The organism is Chitinophaga sp., from assembly GCF_036569185.1.
Taxonomy (GTDB): Bacteria; Bacteroidota; Bacteroidia; order Chitinophagales; family Chitinophagaceae; genus Chitinophaga.
This window is the reverse complement of record NZ_DATCRD010000384.1, coordinates 1-18500: the sequence shown is the minus strand read 5'-3', so window position 1 is coordinate 18500 and position 18500 is coordinate 1. Positions and strand designations below refer to the sequence as shown.

At 46.8% G+C, this 18500-nt stretch carries 18 protein-coding genes; 8 read left to right on the top strand and 10 right to left on the bottom strand.

Going from position 1 to position 18500, the window contains the following annotated elements:
- Nucleotides 1-272 precede the first annotated feature (272 nt).
- Nucleotides 273-2177: an ATP-dependent DNA helicase RecQ gene (locus VIM72_RS28925; protein WP_332006281.1), complete on the top strand. Its 1905-nt coding sequence runs from the start codon at nt 273-275 to the stop codon at nt 2175-2177.
- 203 nt (nt 2178-2380) lie between these two features.
- On the opposite strand, the gene VIM72_RS28920 is transcribed toward VIM72_RS28925, so the two are convergent.
- Both VIM72_RS28920 and VIM72_RS28915 read right to left on the bottom strand, forming a co-directional pair.
- On the bottom strand, nt 2381-3427 hold the full coding sequence (locus VIM72_RS28920) for a Gfo/Idh/MocA family oxidoreductase (protein WP_332006280.1): 1047 nt from the start codon (nt 3425-3427) through the stop codon (nt 2381-2383).
- A 51-nt stretch (nt 3428-3478) separates the two neighbouring features.
- Nucleotides 3479-5032 carry a helicase HerA-like domain-containing protein gene (locus VIM72_RS28915; RefSeq protein ID WP_332006279.1) on the bottom strand — a complete coding sequence of 518 codons (1554 nt, stop codon included), beginning with the start codon at nt 5030-5032 and terminating at the stop codon, nt 3479-3481.
- Nucleotides 5033-5198: 166 nt separating this feature from the next.
- Between VIM72_RS28915 and VIM72_RS28910 the strand changes: the two genes are divergently transcribed.
- Together VIM72_RS28910 and VIM72_RS28905 are read left to right on the top strand one after the other, a co-directional pair.
- Nucleotides 5199-5681, top strand: coding sequence for a DUF2975 domain-containing protein (locus VIM72_RS28910; RefSeq protein ID WP_332006278.1), 483 nt, complete (start codon nt 5199-5201; stop codon nt 5679-5681).
- A 21-nt stretch (nt 5682-5702) separates the two neighbouring features.
- On the top strand, nt 5703-5906 hold the full coding sequence (locus tag VIM72_RS28905) for a helix-turn-helix domain-containing protein (RefSeq protein ID WP_079473561.1): 204 nt from the start codon (nt 5703-5705) through the stop codon (nt 5904-5906).
- A gap of 83 nt (nt 5907-5989) precedes the next feature.
- Here VIM72_RS28905 and VIM72_RS28900 read toward each other — a convergent pair whose 3' ends face one another.
- The 8 genes from VIM72_RS28900 to VIM72_RS28865 all read right to left on the bottom strand — a co-directional run bounded on the left by VIM72_RS28900 (nt 5990) and on the right by VIM72_RS28865 (nt 13858).
- Nucleotides 5990-6370: a co-chaperone GroES family protein gene (locus tag VIM72_RS28900; RefSeq protein ID WP_332006277.1), complete on the bottom strand. Its 381-nt coding sequence runs from the start codon at nt 6368-6370 to the stop codon at nt 5990-5992.
- Nucleotides 6371-6427: 57 nt separating this feature from the next.
- Complete coding sequence (locus VIM72_RS28895) at nt 6428-7267, bottom strand: MBL fold metallo-hydrolase (protein ID WP_332006276.1); 840 nt, start codon at nt 7265-7267, stop codon at nt 6428-6430.
- A 44-nt stretch (nt 7268-7311) separates the two neighbouring features.
- On the bottom strand, nt 7312-8586 hold the full coding sequence (locus VIM72_RS28890) for an MFS transporter (RefSeq protein WP_332006275.1): 1275 nt from the start codon (nt 8584-8586) through the stop codon (nt 7312-7314).
- Between the two features lie 47 nt (nt 8587-8633).
- Complete coding sequence (locus VIM72_RS28885; RefSeq protein ID WP_332006274.1) at nt 8634-9251, bottom strand: ABC transporter ATP-binding protein; 618 nt, start codon at nt 9249-9251, stop codon at nt 8634-8636.
- Nucleotides 9235-10035, bottom strand: a complete 801-nt coding sequence (lpxA, locus tag VIM72_RS28880) for an acyl-ACP--UDP-N-acetylglucosamine O-acyltransferase (RefSeq protein WP_079473565.1) — start codon at nt 10033-10035, stop codon at nt 9235-9237. The genes VIM72_RS28885 and lpxA overlap by 17 nt, the downstream gene beginning before the upstream one ends.
- Nucleotides 10036-10039: 4 nt before the next feature.
- The gene (locus VIM72_RS28875; protein ID WP_332006273.1) at nt 10040-11455 is read right to left on the bottom strand and encodes a bifunctional UDP-3-O-[3-hydroxymyristoyl] N-acetylglucosamine deacetylase/3-hydroxyacyl-ACP dehydratase; all 1416 of its coding nucleotides are present in this window, start codon (nt 11453-11455) and stop codon (nt 10040-10042) included.
- 40 nt (nt 11456-11495) lie between these two features.
- On the bottom strand, nt 11496-12545 hold the full coding sequence (lpxD, locus tag VIM72_RS28870; RefSeq protein ID WP_332006272.1) for a UDP-3-O-(3-hydroxymyristoyl)glucosamine N-acyltransferase: 1050 nt from the start codon (nt 12543-12545) through the stop codon (nt 11496-11498).
- A gap of 68 nt (nt 12546-12613) precedes the next feature.
- Nucleotides 12614-13858, bottom strand: a complete 1245-nt coding sequence (locus VIM72_RS28865; RefSeq protein WP_332006271.1) for an HD domain-containing protein — start codon at nt 13856-13858, stop codon at nt 12614-12616.
- 343 nt (nt 13859-14201) lie between these two features.
- On the opposite strand from VIM72_RS28865, the gene VIM72_RS28860 reads away from it, so the two are divergent.
- From VIM72_RS28860 to VIM72_RS28840, 5 genes are all read left to right on the top strand, one after another.
- Nucleotides 14202-15755, top strand: a complete 1554-nt coding sequence (locus VIM72_RS28860) for a response regulator (RefSeq protein WP_332006270.1) — start codon at nt 14202-14204, stop codon at nt 15753-15755.
- Between the two features lie 26 nt (nt 15756-15781).
- On the top strand, nt 15782-16105 hold the full coding sequence (locus VIM72_RS28855) for a hypothetical protein (protein WP_332006269.1): 324 nt from the start codon (nt 15782-15784) through the stop codon (nt 16103-16105).
- A gap of 24 nt (nt 16106-16129) precedes the next feature.
- Nucleotides 16130-16891, top strand: coding sequence for an MBL fold metallo-hydrolase (locus VIM72_RS28850; protein WP_332006268.1), 762 nt, complete (start codon nt 16130-16132; stop codon nt 16889-16891).
- Between the two features lie 73 nt (nt 16892-16964).
- The gene (locus VIM72_RS28845; RefSeq protein ID WP_332006267.1) at nt 16965-17975 is read left to right on the top strand and encodes a ComEA family DNA-binding protein; all 1011 of its coding nucleotides are present in this window, start codon (nt 16965-16967) and stop codon (nt 17973-17975) included.
- A gap of 15 nt (nt 17976-17990) precedes the next feature.
- On the top strand, nt 17991-18500 hold a 510-nt coding region (locus VIM72_RS28840), incomplete at its 3' end, for an acyl-CoA dehydrogenase family protein (protein ID WP_332006266.1).

The following is an 18500-nucleotide window of genomic DNA, read 5'->3' as shown; positions in this document are numbered from 1 at the left end:
AGACAGCCATCAGACTACGCTATAAAAACGTGAACTGAGCGGATTTTGTCTGACTCAGGATTTTGATGATTTCGCTGATTACGCTGATTTGATTTTGTAATGATTTAATAAAAGTTTTGGGGAGATTCAGACGAAGGTATTCGCTTAAATCTCCCCAAATCATTTTAAATCTAAAGTAATCAAATCAGCGTAATCAGCGAAATCATCAAAATCCTGAGTCAGACAAAACTCGCGCTAATCGCGTATCTTCGTATTAACCATTAAATTTTTATTTGAGCACGCCCGTAGCCATATTACAGCAATATTGGGGATACGAACAGTTTCGCCCCCTACAGGAAGATATCGTGAACGCTGTACTGCAAGGACAGGACACACTGGCTTTGCTTCCCACCGGTGGCGGCAAGTCCATTTGTTTCCAGGTGCCGGCTATGATGAAGCCCGGGCTATGCCTCGTGATAACCCCGCTCATTGCACTGATGAAAGACCAGGTGGCTAATCTCAAAAAAAGAGGGATCACTGCCTATGCTGTTTATTCCGGAATGCCTTTCCAGGAAGTGGAAAGAGTTCTGGAAGCCGCCCGGCGCGGAGGATGCAAGTTCTTATATGTATCTCCCGAAAGATTACAAAGCAAACTTTTTCAAACCTATTGTGATGGGCTCCCGGTAAATTTACTTGCTGTTGATGAAGCGCATTGCATCTCCCAGTGGGGATATGATTTTCGCCCTGCATACCTGCAGATAGCAGATATCCGCAGTTTCTTCCCGGATGCCCCGGTGCTGGCGCTTACAGCTTCAGCTACTCCACGCGTGCAGGTAGACGTTTGCGAGAAGCTACTGATGAAAGAAGCCAAAGTTTTTACCAAAAGCTTTGCCAGGCCGAATCTTTCATACAGCGTACTGGAAGAACCCACTAAAATTGATAAGGTAAAACATATACTGGACCGCGTGCCCGGCTGCGGTATTGTTTACTGCCGTAACCGCAAACGTACCAAAGAAATTGCGTCGCTGCTGGAGTTACAGGGAATCCCCGCCAGTTATTACCATGCCGGTTTGCCACAGGCTGAAAGAGCGGCACGACAGGAAGCCTGGATCAATAATGAAACACGCATCATGGTTTGTACCAACGCTTTTGGTATGGGCATCGACAAACCGGATGTGCGCATTGTGGTGCATTACGATATGCCTGATGGACTTGAAGCCTACTACCAGGAGGCCGGCCGTGCCGGCAGGGATGAGCAGAAAGCGTATGCGGTGCTGTTATACAATGAAGAAGAGCTTGCAGAAATGCATGAGCGGATTGCATTGCAGTTTCCCACACTGGAACAGATCCGGGAAGTATACCAGGGCATTGTTAACTACCTCCAGGTACCTGTTGGCAGTGCGGAAGGTTTGTACTTCGATTTTGATATCAACGATTTTGCCCGCACTTTTCATCTTAATCTCACTATGGCATACAGCACTGTGCGCCTGCTGGAACAGGAAGGCGTGCTCCAACTGAGTGAGAGCGTGTTTCTCCCGTCGCGTGCAGAATTTGTTACCAATAAGGAATCCCTGTACGAATTTGAAAATGCTTACCCGGCGCTGGAAGAAATTATTAAAACATTGTTACGCACCTACGAAGGTATTTTCGATAATGCAGTGCCGGTGTACGAGCGGCAAATAGGGCGTATAATGCTGATGGAAGATGATGAGATCGCCGCACAGCTGCAGCAGCTGCATCAATATGGCATAATAAAGTACCAGCCCCGGCGCGATGAGCCGCAGCTGTGCTTCCTGCAGGAGCGGGTGTCGGCACAAAACCTGCGTATCAATATGGCAAGGGTGGAAGTACGTAAGAAGGTGTATGCCGACCGGCTCGATGCCATGTTTTCGTATGCCCGTAACCGTGATATATGCCGCACACAGCAGTTGGTGGCTTACTTCGGAGAAAAGGATGCTACTCCCTGCGGCGTATGCGATGTTTGTTTGAGAAAGAAGTCAGAGCCAATAGATGCAGCAGGATTTAAACGTATATCCGATCACGTTATCAGCATGCTGAAAGAGCAACCGCTGCTGTTTAACGTGCTGCAAAACAAATTACCCGACGTAAAAAGAAGCGATCTGATGGAAGTACTGCAATTCCTCAATGAAGAAGGACTTGTGGTGCGCGATGATGCCGGGCGGCTCTCGTGCCCGTAGCGGATTTTGTCTTGGAACACTGATTACGCTGATTATAAATGATTAGTTTGATTTTATTCTTTTAAATTTTATAAAAGATGAAGGGAGATATACGCGGATTAGATCCGCATATATCTCCCCTTTTTTTAAAATAGAATCAAAAAAGTAAAATCAAACTAATCATTTATAATCAGCGTAATCAGTGTTCCAAGACAAAATCCGCGCTACAGATCGATCACCCTTCCTTCCTTGCTGCTTTCAAAAGCGGCTTCAATAACTTTGATCACTTTAATGGCGTCCTGCGCTGGTACAGGATTAGGGGCTTTGTTCACCAATGCTTCGTAAATGCCCTGGTAGTAGTCCATGTAGTTGCCAGCGCCGCCGGGAATATATTTCTTTACTACTTCGCCATCAATTTCTGTGTGGAGCAGTCCCCATTCATGTGGTTGTTCTGCACCCCAGTCGGGGCTGTCGGGGAATAAACCTCTTTGCAGCTGCGCCTCCTGGATATCGGATTTTGTTTTGATAAAGGAGCCGGTACGGCCATGCAGCTGGTAAGCCGGCAGGGCTTCGCGCACCAGGTAGTTGCATTTTACACGTGCCCGCAGGTTATCGTAGTAAAGTACCAGTTCAAAGTAATCATCTACAATAGAATCGCGGCGGATGATGCGGATATCAGCCCATACCCGTTTAGGCATGCCAAACAGGGTAATGGCCTGGTCTATGAGGTGAGAGCCGAGGTCGTACAGGGCGCCTGTACCGGGGCCTCCTACTTCTTTATGTTTTTTATAGCTCAGCTCTTCTTTGAAGCGGTCGTAGTGTATTTCTGCTTCCAGCACATCGCCCAGCTGCCCGGATTGCAATACCTGCTTTACAACTTTATAGTCGCTGTCGTAGCGGCGGTTGTGATACACACTGAGCAGCAATCCTTTTTCGGCGGCCAGTGCAGCCAGTTGTTCCCCCTCTGCAGCGTGCACGGTGAAGGGTTTTTCAACGATCACATTCTTTCCTGCTTCCAGTGCGGCTTTCACAAAATCGAAGTGGGTGTAGTTGGGTGTATTTACTACGATCAGTTCCAGGTCTTTGTCGGCCAGCATATCTTCCACGCTCGTATATACTTTAACGTTAGGATAGCGTTGGCGTGCCAGATTTTTACTTCTTTCTACTACTGCTGTAAATTCAAATCCAGGGTTCACATGCAGGAAGGGGGCATGAAATATCTGTCCAGACATGCCATACGAGCATACGCCCGTTTTAATAATTCTACTCATACTCTTGAATATATTGATGTAAGCTAACAGCGGATCGCTGTCGTTGCATAATTAAAACCAGCTTTTACTTTTACTGCTTTTCCCGCCGAGGCCCAATGCGCCCAGCAGGCTGCGGGTGATAATATTAGCGGCAGTACGGCCTACCTGCCGGGCTACAGAGCTATCCATTACCTGCTCCAGTACGCCTTTTTCCTGTTTTTGCCTGCCGGAAGATTTGGGCGCTGCTTCGGCAGTAGCCGTTTTTTCAGCGGCTTCCTGCAATTTGGCGGTAAGGATCTCATATGCGCTTTGGCTGTCAATTTCCTCGCTGTATTTTTTTACCAGCTTGGAGTTGTTTACCAGGCCGTCAATTTCCGCGGTGGTCAGCACATCCATGCGCGACCTTGGCGATACCAGCATGGTAGCGGCCAGCGGGGTAGGAACACCTTTTTCATTTAAGCAGGTAATGAGCGCCTCTCCGATACCTATCTGGGTAAGCAGTTCATCGGTTTTATAGAAGTCGGACAGCGGGTAGTTTTCCGCGGTTTGTTTGATTGTTTTACGGTCGTTGGCAGTGAAGGCACGCAGGGCATGTTGTACTTTAAGACCCAGTTGTCCCAGTACAGAAGGAGGTACATCCATCGGGTTTTGGGTACAGAAGAAAATACCGACGCCTTTTGAACGGATCAGTTTAATGATCGTGTCTATCTGTTTCAGCAGGGCGTCGCTGGCCTCATTGAAAATAAGATGGGCTTCATCAATAAACATTACCAGCTTGGGTTTATCCAGGTCGCCTTCTTCAGGAAGTATGGCGTACAGTTCTGCCAGCAGGCTGAGCATGAAGGTGGAAAAGAGTTTCGGCCGGTCCTGTATATCACTTACACGCAATATGGATATGATACCCCGGCCATCGTCGCTGATCCGCATCAGGTCATCTACCTCAAAAGATTTTTCTCCGAAAAAAAGCGCAGCGCCCTGTTGTTCCAGCTCAATTACCTTACGCAACACGGTGCCGGTAGAGGTAGTGGATATCTTCCCATAATCTTTTTCCAGGTCCGCTTTACCTTCATCCCCGGCAAACTGCAATACTTTTTTAAAGTCTTTTAAATCAAGCAGAGGAAGTTTATTATCGTCGCAATACTTAAAAAGCATGGCTACCAGCCCGGCCTGTGTGTCGTTCAGCTCCAGTATCTTCGACAGGAGGATAGGCCCGAACTCACTCACAGTAGCGCGTAAGCGTACGCCTTTTTCCTGGCTGAGCGACAGGAGCTCTGAAGGATAGGCCGCCGCACTCCAGGTGCCGCCTATTTTCTGGTAACGTTCTGCAATCTTGGGATTGTCTGTACCTGCAGCGGCAATACCGCTGAGGTCTCCCTTAATGTCCATCAATAATACGGGTACACTGGCGTCGCTAAGCCCTTCGGCGATCACCTGCAGTGTTTTTGTTTTACCGGTACCGGTGGCGCCGGCAATTAATCCATGACGGTTGAGCGTTTTAAGCGGCAGAAAAACATCCGCGCCGGTTACTACTTCACCATTCAGCATGGCACAACCCAGCTTGAAATGCTCGCCTTTAAAAGTATAGCCGCTTTTGATATATTCCAGAAATGCATCCTGATTGGCCATGACGTAATTTTTTTTATGAAGATAATAAAAAGAACAAGCGTTTGAGCTTCAAATTATTATCAGGAATTACGTACTGTTTATCGATCATTAATTATTGATAATCGATAAATTTATTTTGAATTTCGATAAAGTAGAAATACCTTTGGGGTAATAAACAGGACGTAACATGAATATCAGTAAGTATCTTCTCCCGTTGAAAATCGTGCTGCTCGTTTCTGTATTGATCAGTGTTTATATCACGATCTTTAATGGTGTTGCTTTTTTTCAATCGGGGTTTAATCCTGGTACGCCGGGTTTAAAAGCAGCGGTGCTGCAGAATACTATACTGGGTTTACTTTATCTGCTGATGACCTTTTATTTGTTCCGGCTGCTGATCGGAGCAGGGAGTGAAGATATTATTTCACGGAAAAACCTTAGTTCGGTGAAGGGTATCCTGCTTGTTTTATCGGGCTTGTTGCTCACCAAAATTGTTTTTGCCTGGATAGCTGCCGATAATGTGAAGGTGTACAACAACCGGCTTTATTTCAGGTTGCTGAGTGTACTGGGAGCCAGCTGGGAGCTGCTGATGGCTTTCATGGTGATCCTTGCGCTGGCCATCGTTTTTGAAAGAGCGGTAAGCCTCAAAGAAGAACAGGCGCTCACCATTTAATGACCTAAACTGTAATATAAAATGGGGATAATCGTCAATCTGGACGTGATGCTGGCCAAAAGAAAGATGTCGCTGACAGAGTTGAGTGTACAGGTAGGCATTACGATGGCAAATCTCAGCATATTAAAAAGCGGCAAAGCGAAAGCCATCCGTTTTTCCACACTGGAAGAGATCTGCAGGGTACTGGAATGCCAGCCGGGCGATATATTGGAATACAAGGAATAGAGTGCTTTTTCATACATGATAGACAAAAAAAATCTGCTATTCGTTAGCAGATTTTTTTTATTTAATAAGATGAATAAGATGTTTTACAGATCCTCTTCCCTTTCCAGCATTAAAATAGCGCTCTGTGGTACGATATAATACGTTTCTTCCTCGTATACCACTGCTGTGGAACCGCTGAGCAGGAAAATTGCCAGATCGCCCTCCCGGACCTGTAATGGGATATATTTTACTTTCTCTTCTTCCGGTTTCCAGGATTCATCATTATCAGCCGGTACTGGTATAGCGTACCCCGGCCCCGTTTTAATTACATAGCCGCGCTGAACCTTTTCTTTTTCATGTACTCCTGGAGGCAGGTATAACCCGCTGCTGGTGCGCTCGTGGGGAGTAGCTGGCTTTATCAGCACACGGTCGCCCACAACGATCAGTTTTTTCAATTTATTATCTGTTGTTATGTGTATAGCCATACACTGTTGCTATCAAATATAATGCACTAGCCAAAACTGTGACAGACTGACAGTAAATTAAATACTGCTGAGTGAAAAAGTTTCACCTGCCCTGATCCCTTTGTCGGTTTGTTGCAGCATGCAGCATTCATTTACCGGGTCGTGCTCCAGGTAAAGGATATATTCTTTATCCACGGCTTCCTGCAGGAAGCTCTTTTTTTCCTGCAATGTTTTCAGCGGAAACATGTCATATGCCATTACATATGGTAAGGGAATATGACCGGTGGAAGGCAGCAGGTCTGCCATGTACACAATGGTTTTACCCTTGTAGCTGATCTGTGGCAGCATCATGGCATCCGTATGCCCGTTGGCAAAGCGGATGGAAACATGTTCGGTAAAATTCACCCCTTCAAGATGATCAATAAATTTCAGCTGGCCGCTTTCCTGGATAGGCAGTATATTTTCTTTCAGGAAAGAGGCCTTTTCCCTGTCGTTGGGCTGTGTAGCCCATTTCCAATGGTCTTCATTGCTCCAGTAGGTAGCATTTTTAAAGGCCGGTACCAGCCGTTCGCCCTGGCGGATAATGCTGCCCCCGCAATGATCAAAGTGAAGATGGGTGAGGAACATATCGGTGATATCATCACGGTGGAAACCATATGCCGCCAGTGATTTATCAAGAGTAGCACCGCCATGCAGGTAATAGTGGCTGAAGAACTTTGCATCCTGTTTGTCGCCAATACCGTTATCTACCAGGATGAGGCGGTTGCCGTCTTCAATGAGCAGGCAACGCATGGCCCAGGTACATAGATTGTTTTCATCTGCCGGGTTCAGTTTATTCCAGATGGTTTTGGGCACTACGCCAAACATGGCGCCGCCGTCCAGTTTAAAGAACCCTGTTTCAATGGTGTATAATTTCATTATCCTTAAATTTTACGGAGTTGCTGTTTGGAAAGGTACTCAATTCAGGCCAGTTGCTTTTGCTTGCGCAGGGCGGAGATGATCCAAACCAGCCCGATCACAAAAAATACCACCAGCGCCAGTACGGAGTTACGCATATCTTCAGTGATATCATCTATATAAGCAAACGAAAACATACCAATTACAATGGACAGTTTTTCAGTAACGTCGTAATAGCTGAAGAAGGAAGTGGTATCTTCTGTTTCCGGCATCAGCTTGGCGTAGGTAGAACGGCTGAGCGATTGTATGCCTCCCATTACCAATCCCACCGCAGTGGCCAGCAAATAAAAATGCATGGCTGTTTGCATCTTGTAACCGGCAATACAGATACCTATCCAGAATATAACAACGGCAATCAATACACGTAAATTGCCAAAACGGGTGGAAAGCCTGGCCATGCTCCATGCACCGGCAATAGCTACTATCTGGATAATTACCACGGTAACGATCAGCATTTCATCGGGCAGTTTCAATACTTTACCGCCAAAGATGGTAGCTGCCATCATCACGGTTTGCACTCCCATACTGTAAAAGAAAAACCCGCGGAGGAATCTTTTCAGTACCGGCAATTGTTTTACCTGGGCATATACTTTCCTTAATTCTGTAAATCCTTCCGTGAATGCGCTACCGCTATGTTGTGGAGTGGTAGCAGTGCTTTTGGGCAGGCGTGCAAAAGTGATCTGTGCAAATCCAAACCACCAGATTCCCACCAGCAGGAAGGTAAGCTGTACCGGCTGGCTTTTGCCCAGCCCGAGTTTGGGGCCCATTACCACCAGGCCAAAGCCCAGCAGCTGTAAAATTACGCTGCCTATATACCCCAAACTGTAGCCACGGGCGCTGATACGGTCCCTGTCTTCCGGCGCGGCAATTTCAGGCAGGTACGAATTGTAAAATACGAGACCGCCGCAATAACCGATGGTGGAAAGGATAAAGCAGATCACGCCCAGCAGCAGGTGGTCGCCGTCAAAAAAGTAGAGTGCGCTGCAGGAAAGTGCCCCTAGTATGGTAAAGAAGCGCAGGAAATTCTTTTTATTGCCCCTGGTATCCGCAATAGACGAGAGGATAGGAGAGGCGAAGGCTACCAGCAGGTAAGCGGCGGCCATAGCATAGTTGTACAGCGCAGAGTTTACAAAGTTCATTCCGAGGAAAGAAACATGTTCACCTGTAACCGCTAAAAAATAGATAGGGAAAAAAGTAGTGGTGATAACCAGGTTGTACACGGAATTAGCCCAATCGTACATGGCCCAGCCATTAATCACTTTCTTACTGGCAGTCTTCATATAGCTTTTAGCTTTTCACGAAGATAATATTCCCGTTGATTTTATCTTTATTTATAATCCATGATATGGATATGCTCGCGGCACATGAAGTATTCCTGCTCATCGTTAGAGCTTACAATAATAAGGCGGTTGCCCCCATAATCATTGATGAGCTGCTGGTATACGGCGATACCAGCGGCATCAAGATTGGTGCAGGGTTCATCGAGCAGGAGAACGGGAACATCAGAGAGAATGGCCAGGGCCAGTTTGATGCGTTGTTTCATCCCGGAGGAAAAGTTGCGGAGTTGTTTATTGGCGGCTTTTTCCAGTCCGACCAGCTGCATCGCCATCGTGGGCGTAATGCCTGGCAGAAAGCTTTTGAACTGTTGATGGAACCGGATGATTTCTGTAAGGGTGAACTCTTCAATGAGCTCAAGATATGGAGCAGCAATGGAGCAATACCGGAAAAACGCATCAGGGGCGATGGGTTTTTCCGGTGTGCTGTAGGTAACAGTACCTTCGTTATGCTGAATGGCGCCGCTGATTACCTGTAATAAAGTGGATTTCCCTGAACCATTGGGACCCAGTATGGCATAGCGTTGTCCTTCACTAAAGGTGAGGGTTACCCGACGGAAGATCCAGTCGTAGTTAAAACGCTTACCTGCCTGGTTAAGAGATATCGTCATTGGTCCTGGAAGTATAGCCTCTCATGATACCACGTCCTGATTCACGGATGAACGACAGGATCTCATCTCTTTCATCGGTGGCAGGAAATTCTGCTTCGATGATATTCACGGCTTTTGATAATTTATAACCTTTTACAAAGATAACACGGTAAATGTCGAGGATGGAGTTGATCTTTTCAAGAGAAAAACCTCTTCTCTTCAGTCCTACGGAATTTACGCCCACATACGAAAGTGGTTCGCGTGCTGCTTTTACGAAAGGAGGTACATCTTTACGCACCATGGAACCGCCGGTTACAAATGCGTGATCGCCTACCTTACAAAACTGTTGGATGGCTACCATGCCGGCCAGCACTACGTGGTCGCCCACGGTAATATGCCCGGCGAGGGTAGTGTTATTTGAAAATACGCAGTAGTTACCTACTTCGCAGTCGTGTGCAATGTGGCTGTATGCCATGATCAGGCAATTATTCCCGATTTTGGTTTTCCATTTGTCTTTGGTACCGCGGTTAATCGTCACATATTCACGGATAGTGGTATTGTCGCCGATTTCAACGGTAGTTTCTTCACCCGCAAATTTCAAATCCTGGGGGATGGCAGAAATAACAGCGCCTGGAAAAATACGGCAGTTTTTGCCGATACGGGCTCCTTCCATAATAGTTACGTTGGAGCCTATCCAGGTACCATCACCGATTTCTACGTTTTTATGTATAACGGTAAATGGATCAATTTTTACATTAGGCGCAACTTTGGCGTCCGGATGTATGTATGTAAGCGGGTGGATCATGCTATTATTTGCCTTCTCTTGTTTTTATAATTTGTGCTATCATATCGGCTTCAGTAGCTACTTTATTGCCGATGAATACTGTCCCCCGCATTTCCACAAGCCCTCTTCTGATGGGGCTCAGCAACTCCATTTTCAGGATCATGGTGTCGCCCGGAACTACTTTCTGTTTGAATTTGCAGTTATCTATCTTGAGGAAATAGGTATCATAGTTTTCAGGATCAGGTACGCGGTTCAGTGCAAGGATGCCGCCTACCTGTGCCAGCGCTTCCAGTTGCAGAACGCCCGGCATTACAGGGTTGGAAGGGAAATGACCCTGGAAGAAATGCTCGTTGAAGGTAACATTCTTGATACCTACTACTTTCTCTTCTCCCAGTTCAATGATCTTATCTACCAGCAGCATCGGGTAGCGATGCGGCAATGTCCTTTCAATACGTGGTGTATCAAATACAGGTGGCTGATTAGGATCGTATACAGGTAAGTCTTTGTTATGCTTGTTCTTCTTGATATACGCTTTAATGGCACGGGCAAACTCCACGTTGGATGCGTGCCCCGGGCGGTTGGCAATAATATGCGCATTGATCGGGTAACCGATCAGGGCAAGGTCGCCTACTACATCCAGCAGTTTATGACGCGCCGGCTCATTCGGGAAACGTAATTCTATATTGTTCAGGATACCTTCTTTCTGTACAGAAATGGTTTCCCGGTTAAACACCTTCGCCAAACGGGTCAGTTCTTCTTCCGTTACCGGTTTGTCTACTACCACAATGGCGTTGTTGATATCGCCGCCTTTGATCAGGTTAAGCGATAACTGGTATTCCAGTTCATGAAGGAAACAAAAAGTACGGCAGGGCGCAATTTCTGTTTTGAACTCCTCAATGCCTTTCATTTTAGCGTGCTGAGTGCCCAACACCGGGGAGTTGAAATCGATAAGACAGGTGATACGGTAATCCACTGCCGGCATCGCCACCATTTCTACCTTTTTCTTCTCATCATAATAACTGATGTTGGTATCAATGGTATAATATACTTTTTTGGCGTCCTGGTTCTGTAAACCTATTTGCTCTATCGCTTCAATAAAAGCATAGGCGCTGCCGTCCATGATAGGAATTTCTCCTCCATCCAGTTCTACCAGTACATTGTCCACACCGGTACCTGCCAGGGCAGCCATGATGTGTTCCACGGTACTTACCCGGGCGCCGTTGTGCTCGAGCGTAGTGCTGCGGGTTGTTTCTACTACATAGTCCACATCGGCTTTCACGATAGGCTGTCCAGGCAGGTCGATACGTTGAAACTTAATCCCGTGGCCCGGTGTTGCGGGTTTAAGGGTCATATTAACATGGGCGCCTGTATGCAACCCGATACCCGACAAGGTAATTTCGCCTTTAAGGGTATGCTGGTATTGCAACTGTTGATTTTCCATAATAAGCTAACTAATATATAACTATTTAATCAGTAATCATTTATACACCCGCTCGTTCCTGCAGCAGTTGTTTTACCATCTCTTCAAGCTCCTTCACGCGCTTTTCAAGGTCCGGCAAATTTCTAAAAATTGCCTGACTTTTCAGCGAACTTTTATAATCGTACGCCGGCGAGCCGGTGAGGGAAGTATTAGGCACTGTAATAGACTTGGATAAGCCGCTCTGTGCATTGATCTTGGTATTGTCGGCAATATGGATATGCCCTACCATGCCCACCTGGCCGCCGATAACACAGTTCTGGCCAATTTTGGTACTGCCGGAAACCCCGGTTTGCGCGGCGATCACGGTATTGATGCCGATATCCACATTGTGCGCTACCTGGATCAGGTTATCCAGCTTCACACCCTTACGGATCACGGTACTACCCATGGTAGCCCGGTCGATGGTGGTATTGGCGCCAATTTCCACATCGTCATGGATCACTACATTGCCAATCTGTGGTACTTTTTTATAGGAGCCGTCCGGCTGGGGGGCAAAGCCAAAGCCATCGCCGCCAATCACACAACCGGCGTGCAGCATTACGCGGCTGCCCACAATGCAGTTATCATATACCTTTACTCCCGGGTACAAGATAGAATCGTTGTTAACGATCACATTATCACCCAGGTATACGCCGGGATATATTTTTACATTATTGCCCAGCACTACATTCTCGCCCAGGTAGGCGAACGCGCCTACAAATACATTCTCACCCATTTTTACAGAGGTGGGAATGTAGGAGGGTTGCTGTATGCCCGACTTATTGCCGGTCAGGTACCGGTACTGTTCCAGTAACAGCGCAAAGCTGCTATAGGCATCCTTCACCCGGATCAGGGTCGATTTAATGGGACGCTCAATCACCAGGCTCTCATTCACGATCAGAATGGAGGCGTTGGTGGTATATATGAATTCTTCATATTTAGGATTGGCAATGAAACTGAGCATACCCTCGCCAGCTTCCTCAATCTTGGCGATGTTGCTCACCTTTACGTCCGGATTTCCCTCCAGCTTACCATCTAACATGGTAGCTAATTGTAATGCGCTAAACTGCATAGTTTAAAATTGTAATGTTTTCCAGGCTACACCGGATAGTATGAACTTATTATTTAACATTTTATTCCTTATAAAACGTTGTTAGCCTGAATTTTTGGATGACAAATGTAGAATTTTTTTACCGGTATCGCCAGTGTATGGCTAATCAGTGCATTGTCGATGGAGGAAATGTCTTTTACAGTTCCATCTTTAAATAGGATATTGATCTTTTCGTCGTTGACGTTGTAAGCCCTCAGCGAGGCCGCACCGGTAAAAACAAAGTAATCCAGGTCTGCACCCTCAATCCCCCATTTTTGTCTGACCTGTTCCTTCAATAATAGCGCTGCACTTCCGTCGAAAGCCTGGTTACTTAATACAACCTTAAATAAGTTCCTGTTTATTAACCATTTACATAAAAGTGACAAGACTTTGTCTTCATGTGTTGTCCATACTTTAATAGCTCCCATTAAATCATAATCGTCCAGTTGGCAAAATAGTTCCAGGCACTCAGGCCCGCACTCAAAGTTGTTCTTGGTAATGGTATTATACAGGAAATATGCCAGAGCCGGGGAGCAGAACAATTCTTTTCCCTCCTGGGCCAGCGCTTTTGCCCTGGTCAGGATCTTTACCAGCATATTTTCGGCGCTGAGCACTGTTTTATGCAGGTATACCTGCCAGTACATCAGCCGCCGTGCTATAATAAACTTCTCAATGGAATAAATGCCCTTTTCCTCCACCATCAGCTCCCCTTTATGTACAATCAGCATTTTGATAATGCGGTCGTACCCGATGGTGCCCTCGGCCACCCCGGTATAGAAGCTGTCGCGGTTCAGGTAATCCATCCTGTCTACATCCAGCTGGCTCGATACCAGCTGGTGCAGGAATTTTTTATGATAACGCCCGTTAAAAATATCCAGCGTAAGCGACAACGCCCCGTTCATTTCCCTGTTCAATGCCTCCATCAGCCACTGGGAGATCTCTTCATGCGATACGCCCTCAATAATGCCATTCTCCAGTGCATGGGAATAAGGCCCATGCCCGATGTCATGCAGCAAAATGGCCATTTTTGCCGCTACTTCTTCTTCAGGGGTAATGTCTGCTCCTTTGCTGCGAAGCTCCAGCAATGCCATACTCATCAGGTGATAGGCGCCCATGCTATGATGAAACCGCGTATGCATAGCACCAGGATACACCAGGTGGGCCAGCGCCATCTGATGTATGCGGCGGAGCCGCTGGTAATATGGATGTGAAATGAGGTTAAGAATCAACGGGTGATCTATGGTAATAAAGCCATACACCGGATCATTAACAATCTTTCGCTTGCGTTCGGTCATTTGCATTTAATTATACGATTTCAGGCGGGTATCCACGCCTGAATCCCTGGTGCCTGTATGCAAAACTACACCCGAAATTAATTATATGTAATTTTTTTACTTATAAAGACGCGCTGCATCCACGATACCCCTATGACAGTATAAACAATTGGTAGGTTACAGGTAATTCATGTTATGGATGCGAAGGTAAATAACTTTATCAGGCTGTTCACTTTTTCCTGCTATCATTTTACCGTGTTCAGCCCTTTTTAACATATAATTACCGGCAAATGATACTCGGGGAATGATATTTGCCAAAAAATAGGGGTAATTTCCTTTTTTTACCGGAACCTTAAATCTTATTATGAGTCAGATAAATATACTATGGGTAGATGATGAAATAGAGTCCCTGAAATCACAGATTATCTTCCTGGAAAGCAAAGGCTATAAGGTGTCCCCCCTGACGAACGGGCATGATGCACTTGAATTTCTGAAAGAACAGGTGGTGGATGTAGTGCTGCTGGACGAATCTATGCCCGGCATCACCGGCCTGGAAACCCTCAGCAAGATCAAGGAAATTGACCAGCAGATCCCGGTAGTGATGATCACGAAAAATGAGGCGGAAAATGTAATGGACGACGCCATCGGTTCCCAGATCACCGATTATCTTATCAAACCGGTAAATCCCAACCAGGTATTATTATCTCTAAAAAAAATAATTGATAACAAAAGACTGGTGGCCGAAAAAACCACCACCGCATACCAGCAGGAGTTCCGCAGCCTGTTTATGGCTCTCAGCTCCAACCCCGACTTTAATGAGTGGATGGACATTTACAAGAAACTGGTGTATTGGGAAATGGAAATGACCAAAACCAACAGCCCGGAAATGCTGGAAGTGTTCAATGCCCAGAAAACGGAAGCCAACAACGAATTTTCCAAATTCATCAGCCGCCATTACAGCGACTGGCTTCATCCAAAGGCAAAGGAGGCCCCGGTGATGTCGCATACCTTGTTCCGCGATAAAGTAGTGCCTAACCTGGATCCCAATGTGCCCAATGTATTCCTGCTCATAGATAACCTGCGGTACGACCAGTGGAAGGCGATCCTGCCCATTTTCCAGGAATCATTCCGTTTGGTAGAGGAAGAATCTTTTTACAGCATATTGCCCACCAGTACGCAATACAGCCGTAATGCCATCTTTGCCGGCCTGCTGCCGGTGGATATTGAACATAAATTCCCCCAGGAATGGAAGAATGATGACGAGGAAGGAGGGAAAAACCTTTATGAAGAACATTTTTTTGCCGCCCAGCTGAAACAGCTGAAGCTGGATCCCCGCTTTTCCTACACTAAAGTGACCAATCACGCCGATGCCCAGGTAATGCTCAACAATATCCATAATATGCTGGATTACCCGCTGAGCGTGATTGTATACAACTTCGTGGACATGCTCAGTCATGCCCGCACGGAAATGGAAGTGCTCAAGGAACTGGCGGGCGATGAAGCCTCCTACCGCTCTATCACCGCCAGCTGGTTTGAGCACAGCCCGCTGCACCAGGCGCTGAAACGCATCAGCGACAAAAAAATAAACCTCATCATTGCCACAGATCATGGCAGCGTAAGGGTGAAAACGCCGGTGAAAGTGATAGGCGATAAACAAACCACTACCAACCTGCGCTACAAACACGGGCGCAACCTGAACTATGATCCGAAAGAAGTGCTGGCCTTCCGTGATCCCCGTGATGCAGGATTACCAAAGCCCAACGTAAACTCTTCCTATATTTTTGCAAAAGGAGACGGGTATCTCTGCTATCCGAACAACTATAATTATTTTGTGAACTATTACCGCAATACCTTCCAGCATGGCGGTATTTCCCTGGAAGAAATGATTGTACCTTTCGCCAGGATGGTAACGAAGTAACAACACCTTTTTGCTATTTTTGCGACATGAATATCAAAATCACACCTAATAACCTGACCAAACTGGAAAAGATCTTCGAGGAGGCTAAATATGTACTGCGCTTCGAAAAAGGTAGTTTCCTGTCCGGTTACTGCATCCTTGAACATAAAAAGGTGGTAGTGATCAACAAATTCCTGAACCTGGAAGGGCGCATCAATACGCTGATCGATATTTTATCGACCCTGCCGCTGGACGAAGAAACACTCACGGCAGAGTCGCATAAGCTGTACAAACAGATACAATCCAGTAAACCCATTCCTGAAGCAGGAGAGGAGGAAAGCGGAACCCCTGACGGGCAGGCAGCGGAATAAGCAAAAAAGACAAATGATGTTGGGATGAAAGTTACATTTTTAGGTACAGGCACGTCGCAGGGAGTTCCGGTTATAGCTTGTGGTTGCGAAGTTTGCTCCTCGACAGACAAAAAAAATAAACGCTTACGCAGCAGTATTATGATCACCGCTCCTGCGGGAAATATTGTAGTGGATACCACCCCGGACTTCCGCTACCAGATGCTGCGCGAAAAGGTAGGCCACCTGGAAGCGGTGCTCATTACCCATTCCCACAAAGATCATATTGCCGGCATGGACGATATCCGCGCTTTTAATTATTTCCAGAAAAGCGCTATTAATATTTATGCCACTGAGTTTTCCCAGAGCGTTATTAAGCGTGAATTTGCTTATGCATTTGCTGATTTCAAGTATCCCGGCATCCCTGAAATTAACCTGCAAACCATTTCAGATACCTCTTTTGACGTAAACGGGCTAACGGTTACGCCTATCCACGTTATGCATCACCAGATGCCTGTACTGGGTTTCCGTATTCATGACTTTACCTATATTACAGACGCCAATTACATTGCGCCGGAGGAAAAAGATAAGATCCGCGGCTCAAAGATCCTTGTACTGAATGCGCTGCGCCGCGAAAAACATATCTCTCATTTTACGCTCGATGAAGCCATTGCACTGGGCAAAGAATTAGAGGTGCCGGAAGTGTATCTTACGCATATCAGCCACCAGCTGGGATTACATGAATCAGTATCAAAAGAATTACCTGCTGGCACACACCTGGCTTATGATGGCCTGAGCCTTGAAATTTAAGGCGCCGTTTTATTTCTGTTAACAAATTGCTGCGTATAAAGTGATAGCTTGAGAACAAAATTGTTGTTGACCCATGCGGAAATCATTTGCCCGCGAATACCTGCGCTTTTCCAGGAAGGAACAATATGGAATAATAACGTTGGGGATACTCATGCTTATCACGGGATTTATTCCTGACCTGGTCTTTTATTTCCGGCGGCGTGTGCCCGTTACCGGTAGCGACGATCTGAAAGCCGCAGTGCTGGCCTTTGAAGCAGGGATAAAGGCTGTTGAAGAAGAACCGGTAATTTTACCGCCTGCACCTGCCGGCCTGTTTTATTTTGATCCCAACACCCTGCCTGCCGCCGGCTGGCAACAGCTGGGAGTAAGCGAACGCACAGCCGCTACTATCGGGAAATACCTGGCCGGTGGCGGCCGGTTCAGGAAAGCAGCTGATCTTGGTAAGATATATGGGTTGCCACCGGCATTGTATACGCAGCTGATGCCCTATGTGCGTATAGAAAAAAGTAAAGAAGATACCAGGTTTTCCGGGAGATGTGACAGGCCGGAGCGCCGTTATGCCGGGCACTATGGCGACGGTCACCGGGATAGCAGCCGCCATCATTACGGCGGAAGCCGGAATAGTAGCCGTTACCCAGGTACGGATACCACTTCGTTTACCCGTTATCGTAAGAAAGCCCCGGCTGCTCCTGTTGATATTAACCTGGCGGATAGTACTGCCTTGCAATCCCTGCCCGGCATCGGGCCCGGCTTTGCAAGGCGGATAATTGCCTACCGCGACCGGCTGGGAGGCTTCTATTCCGTGGAACAGGTGGCGGAATGCTATGGTTTACCCGACTCCACATTTCAAAAAATTCAACCGTTCCTAAAGATTGGTAGCAGTTCTCTAAAAAAACTAGACCTCAACCTCACAGATGAAAAATCTTTGGCAGCTCACCCATATATACGTTATAAACTGGCCCGCCTGATAGTGCAGTATCGTAATAGCCACGCGGGTTTCAGAGCGGTATCCGACCTCCACAGCCTGCCGTTGGTGGATGAGATTATTTATCGTAAAATTGAACATTACATTGAGATCAAATAATAAATCCACACGTTTATGAATTTTGCGCCTACGGAAATGCAACAACAGATTGCACAAATGATCCGGGACTTCGGAAAAACAAATATGCAGCCTCACGTGATGGAATGGGATGAACAACAGGAATTTCCCGTGAAGGTATTCAAACAGCTGGGAGAACTGGGCCTTATGGGCGTACTCGTACCACAGGAATACGGTGGCAGCGGGCTCGGATACCTGGAATACGTAACGGTGATCAGTGAAATTGCACGCATTTGCGGGGCCATCGGATTAAGCGTGGCGGCCCATAATTCCTTATGTACCGGCCATACTTTGCAGTTTGCCAATGAAGCGCAGAAACAACGATACCTGCCCAAACTGGCTACCGGTGAATGGATTGGCGCCTGGGGGCTTACAGAGCCTAATACCGGATCGGACGCCATGAATATGAAATGCGTAGCAAAGAAGGAGGGGAACGACTGGGTGCTGAACGGTACAAAATGCTGGATCACCCACGGCAAAAGCTGTGATGTGGCGGTAGTAATAGCC

Coding starts and splice junctions, on each gene's coding strand:
- VIM72_RS28860 (WP_332006270.1), top strand. CDS start 14,202: ATGAGTCAGATAAATATACTATGGGTAGATGATGAAATAGAGTCCCTG.
- lpxD (WP_332006272.1), bottom strand. CDS start 12,545: ATGCAGTTTAGCGCATTACAATTAGCTACCATGTTAGATGGTAAGCTG.
- VIM72_RS28915 (WP_332006279.1), bottom strand. CDS start 5,032: ATGGCCAATCAGGATGCATTTCTGGAATATATCAAAAGCGGCTATACT.
- VIM72_RS28850 (WP_332006268.1), top strand. CDS start 16,130: ATGAAAGTTACATTTTTAGGTACAGGCACGTCGCAGGGAGTTCCGGTT.
- VIM72_RS28890 (WP_332006275.1), bottom strand. CDS start 8,586: ATGAAGACTGCCAGTAAGAAAGTGATTAATGGCTGGGCCATGTACGAT.
- VIM72_RS28865 (WP_332006271.1), bottom strand. CDS start 13,858: ATGACCGAACGCAAGCGAAAGATTGTTAATGATCCGGTGTATGGCTTT.
- VIM72_RS28885 (WP_332006274.1), bottom strand. CDS start 9,251: ATGACGATATCTCTTAACCAGGCAGGTAAGCGTTTTAACTACGACTGG.
- lpxA (WP_079473565.1), bottom strand. CDS start 10,035: ATGATCCACCCGCTTACATACATACATCCGGACGCCAAAGTTGCGCCT.
- VIM72_RS28845 (WP_332006267.1), top strand. CDS start 16,965: ATGCGGAAATCATTTGCCCGCGAATACCTGCGCTTTTCCAGGAAGGAA.
- VIM72_RS28910 (WP_332006278.1), top strand. CDS start 5,199: ATGAATATCAGTAAGTATCTTCTCCCGTTGAAAATCGTGCTGCTCGTT.
- VIM72_RS28855 (WP_332006269.1), top strand. CDS start 15,782: ATGAATATCAAAATCACACCTAATAACCTGACCAAACTGGAAAAGATC.
- VIM72_RS28905 (WP_079473561.1), top strand. CDS start 5,703: ATGGGGATAATCGTCAATCTGGACGTGATGCTGGCCAAAAGAAAGATG.
- VIM72_RS28895 (WP_332006276.1), bottom strand. CDS start 7,267: ATGAAATTATACACCATTGAAACAGGGTTCTTTAAACTGGACGGCGGC.
- VIM72_RS28920 (WP_332006280.1), bottom strand. CDS start 3,427: ATGAGTAGAATTATTAAAACGGGCGTATGCTCGTATGGCATGTCTGGA.
- VIM72_RS28875 (WP_332006273.1), bottom strand. CDS start 11,455: ATGGAAAATCAACAGTTGCAATACCAGCATACCCTTAAAGGCGAAATT.
- VIM72_RS28900 (WP_332006277.1), bottom strand. CDS start 6,370: ATGGCTATACACATAACAACAGATAATAAATTGAAAAAACTGATCGTT.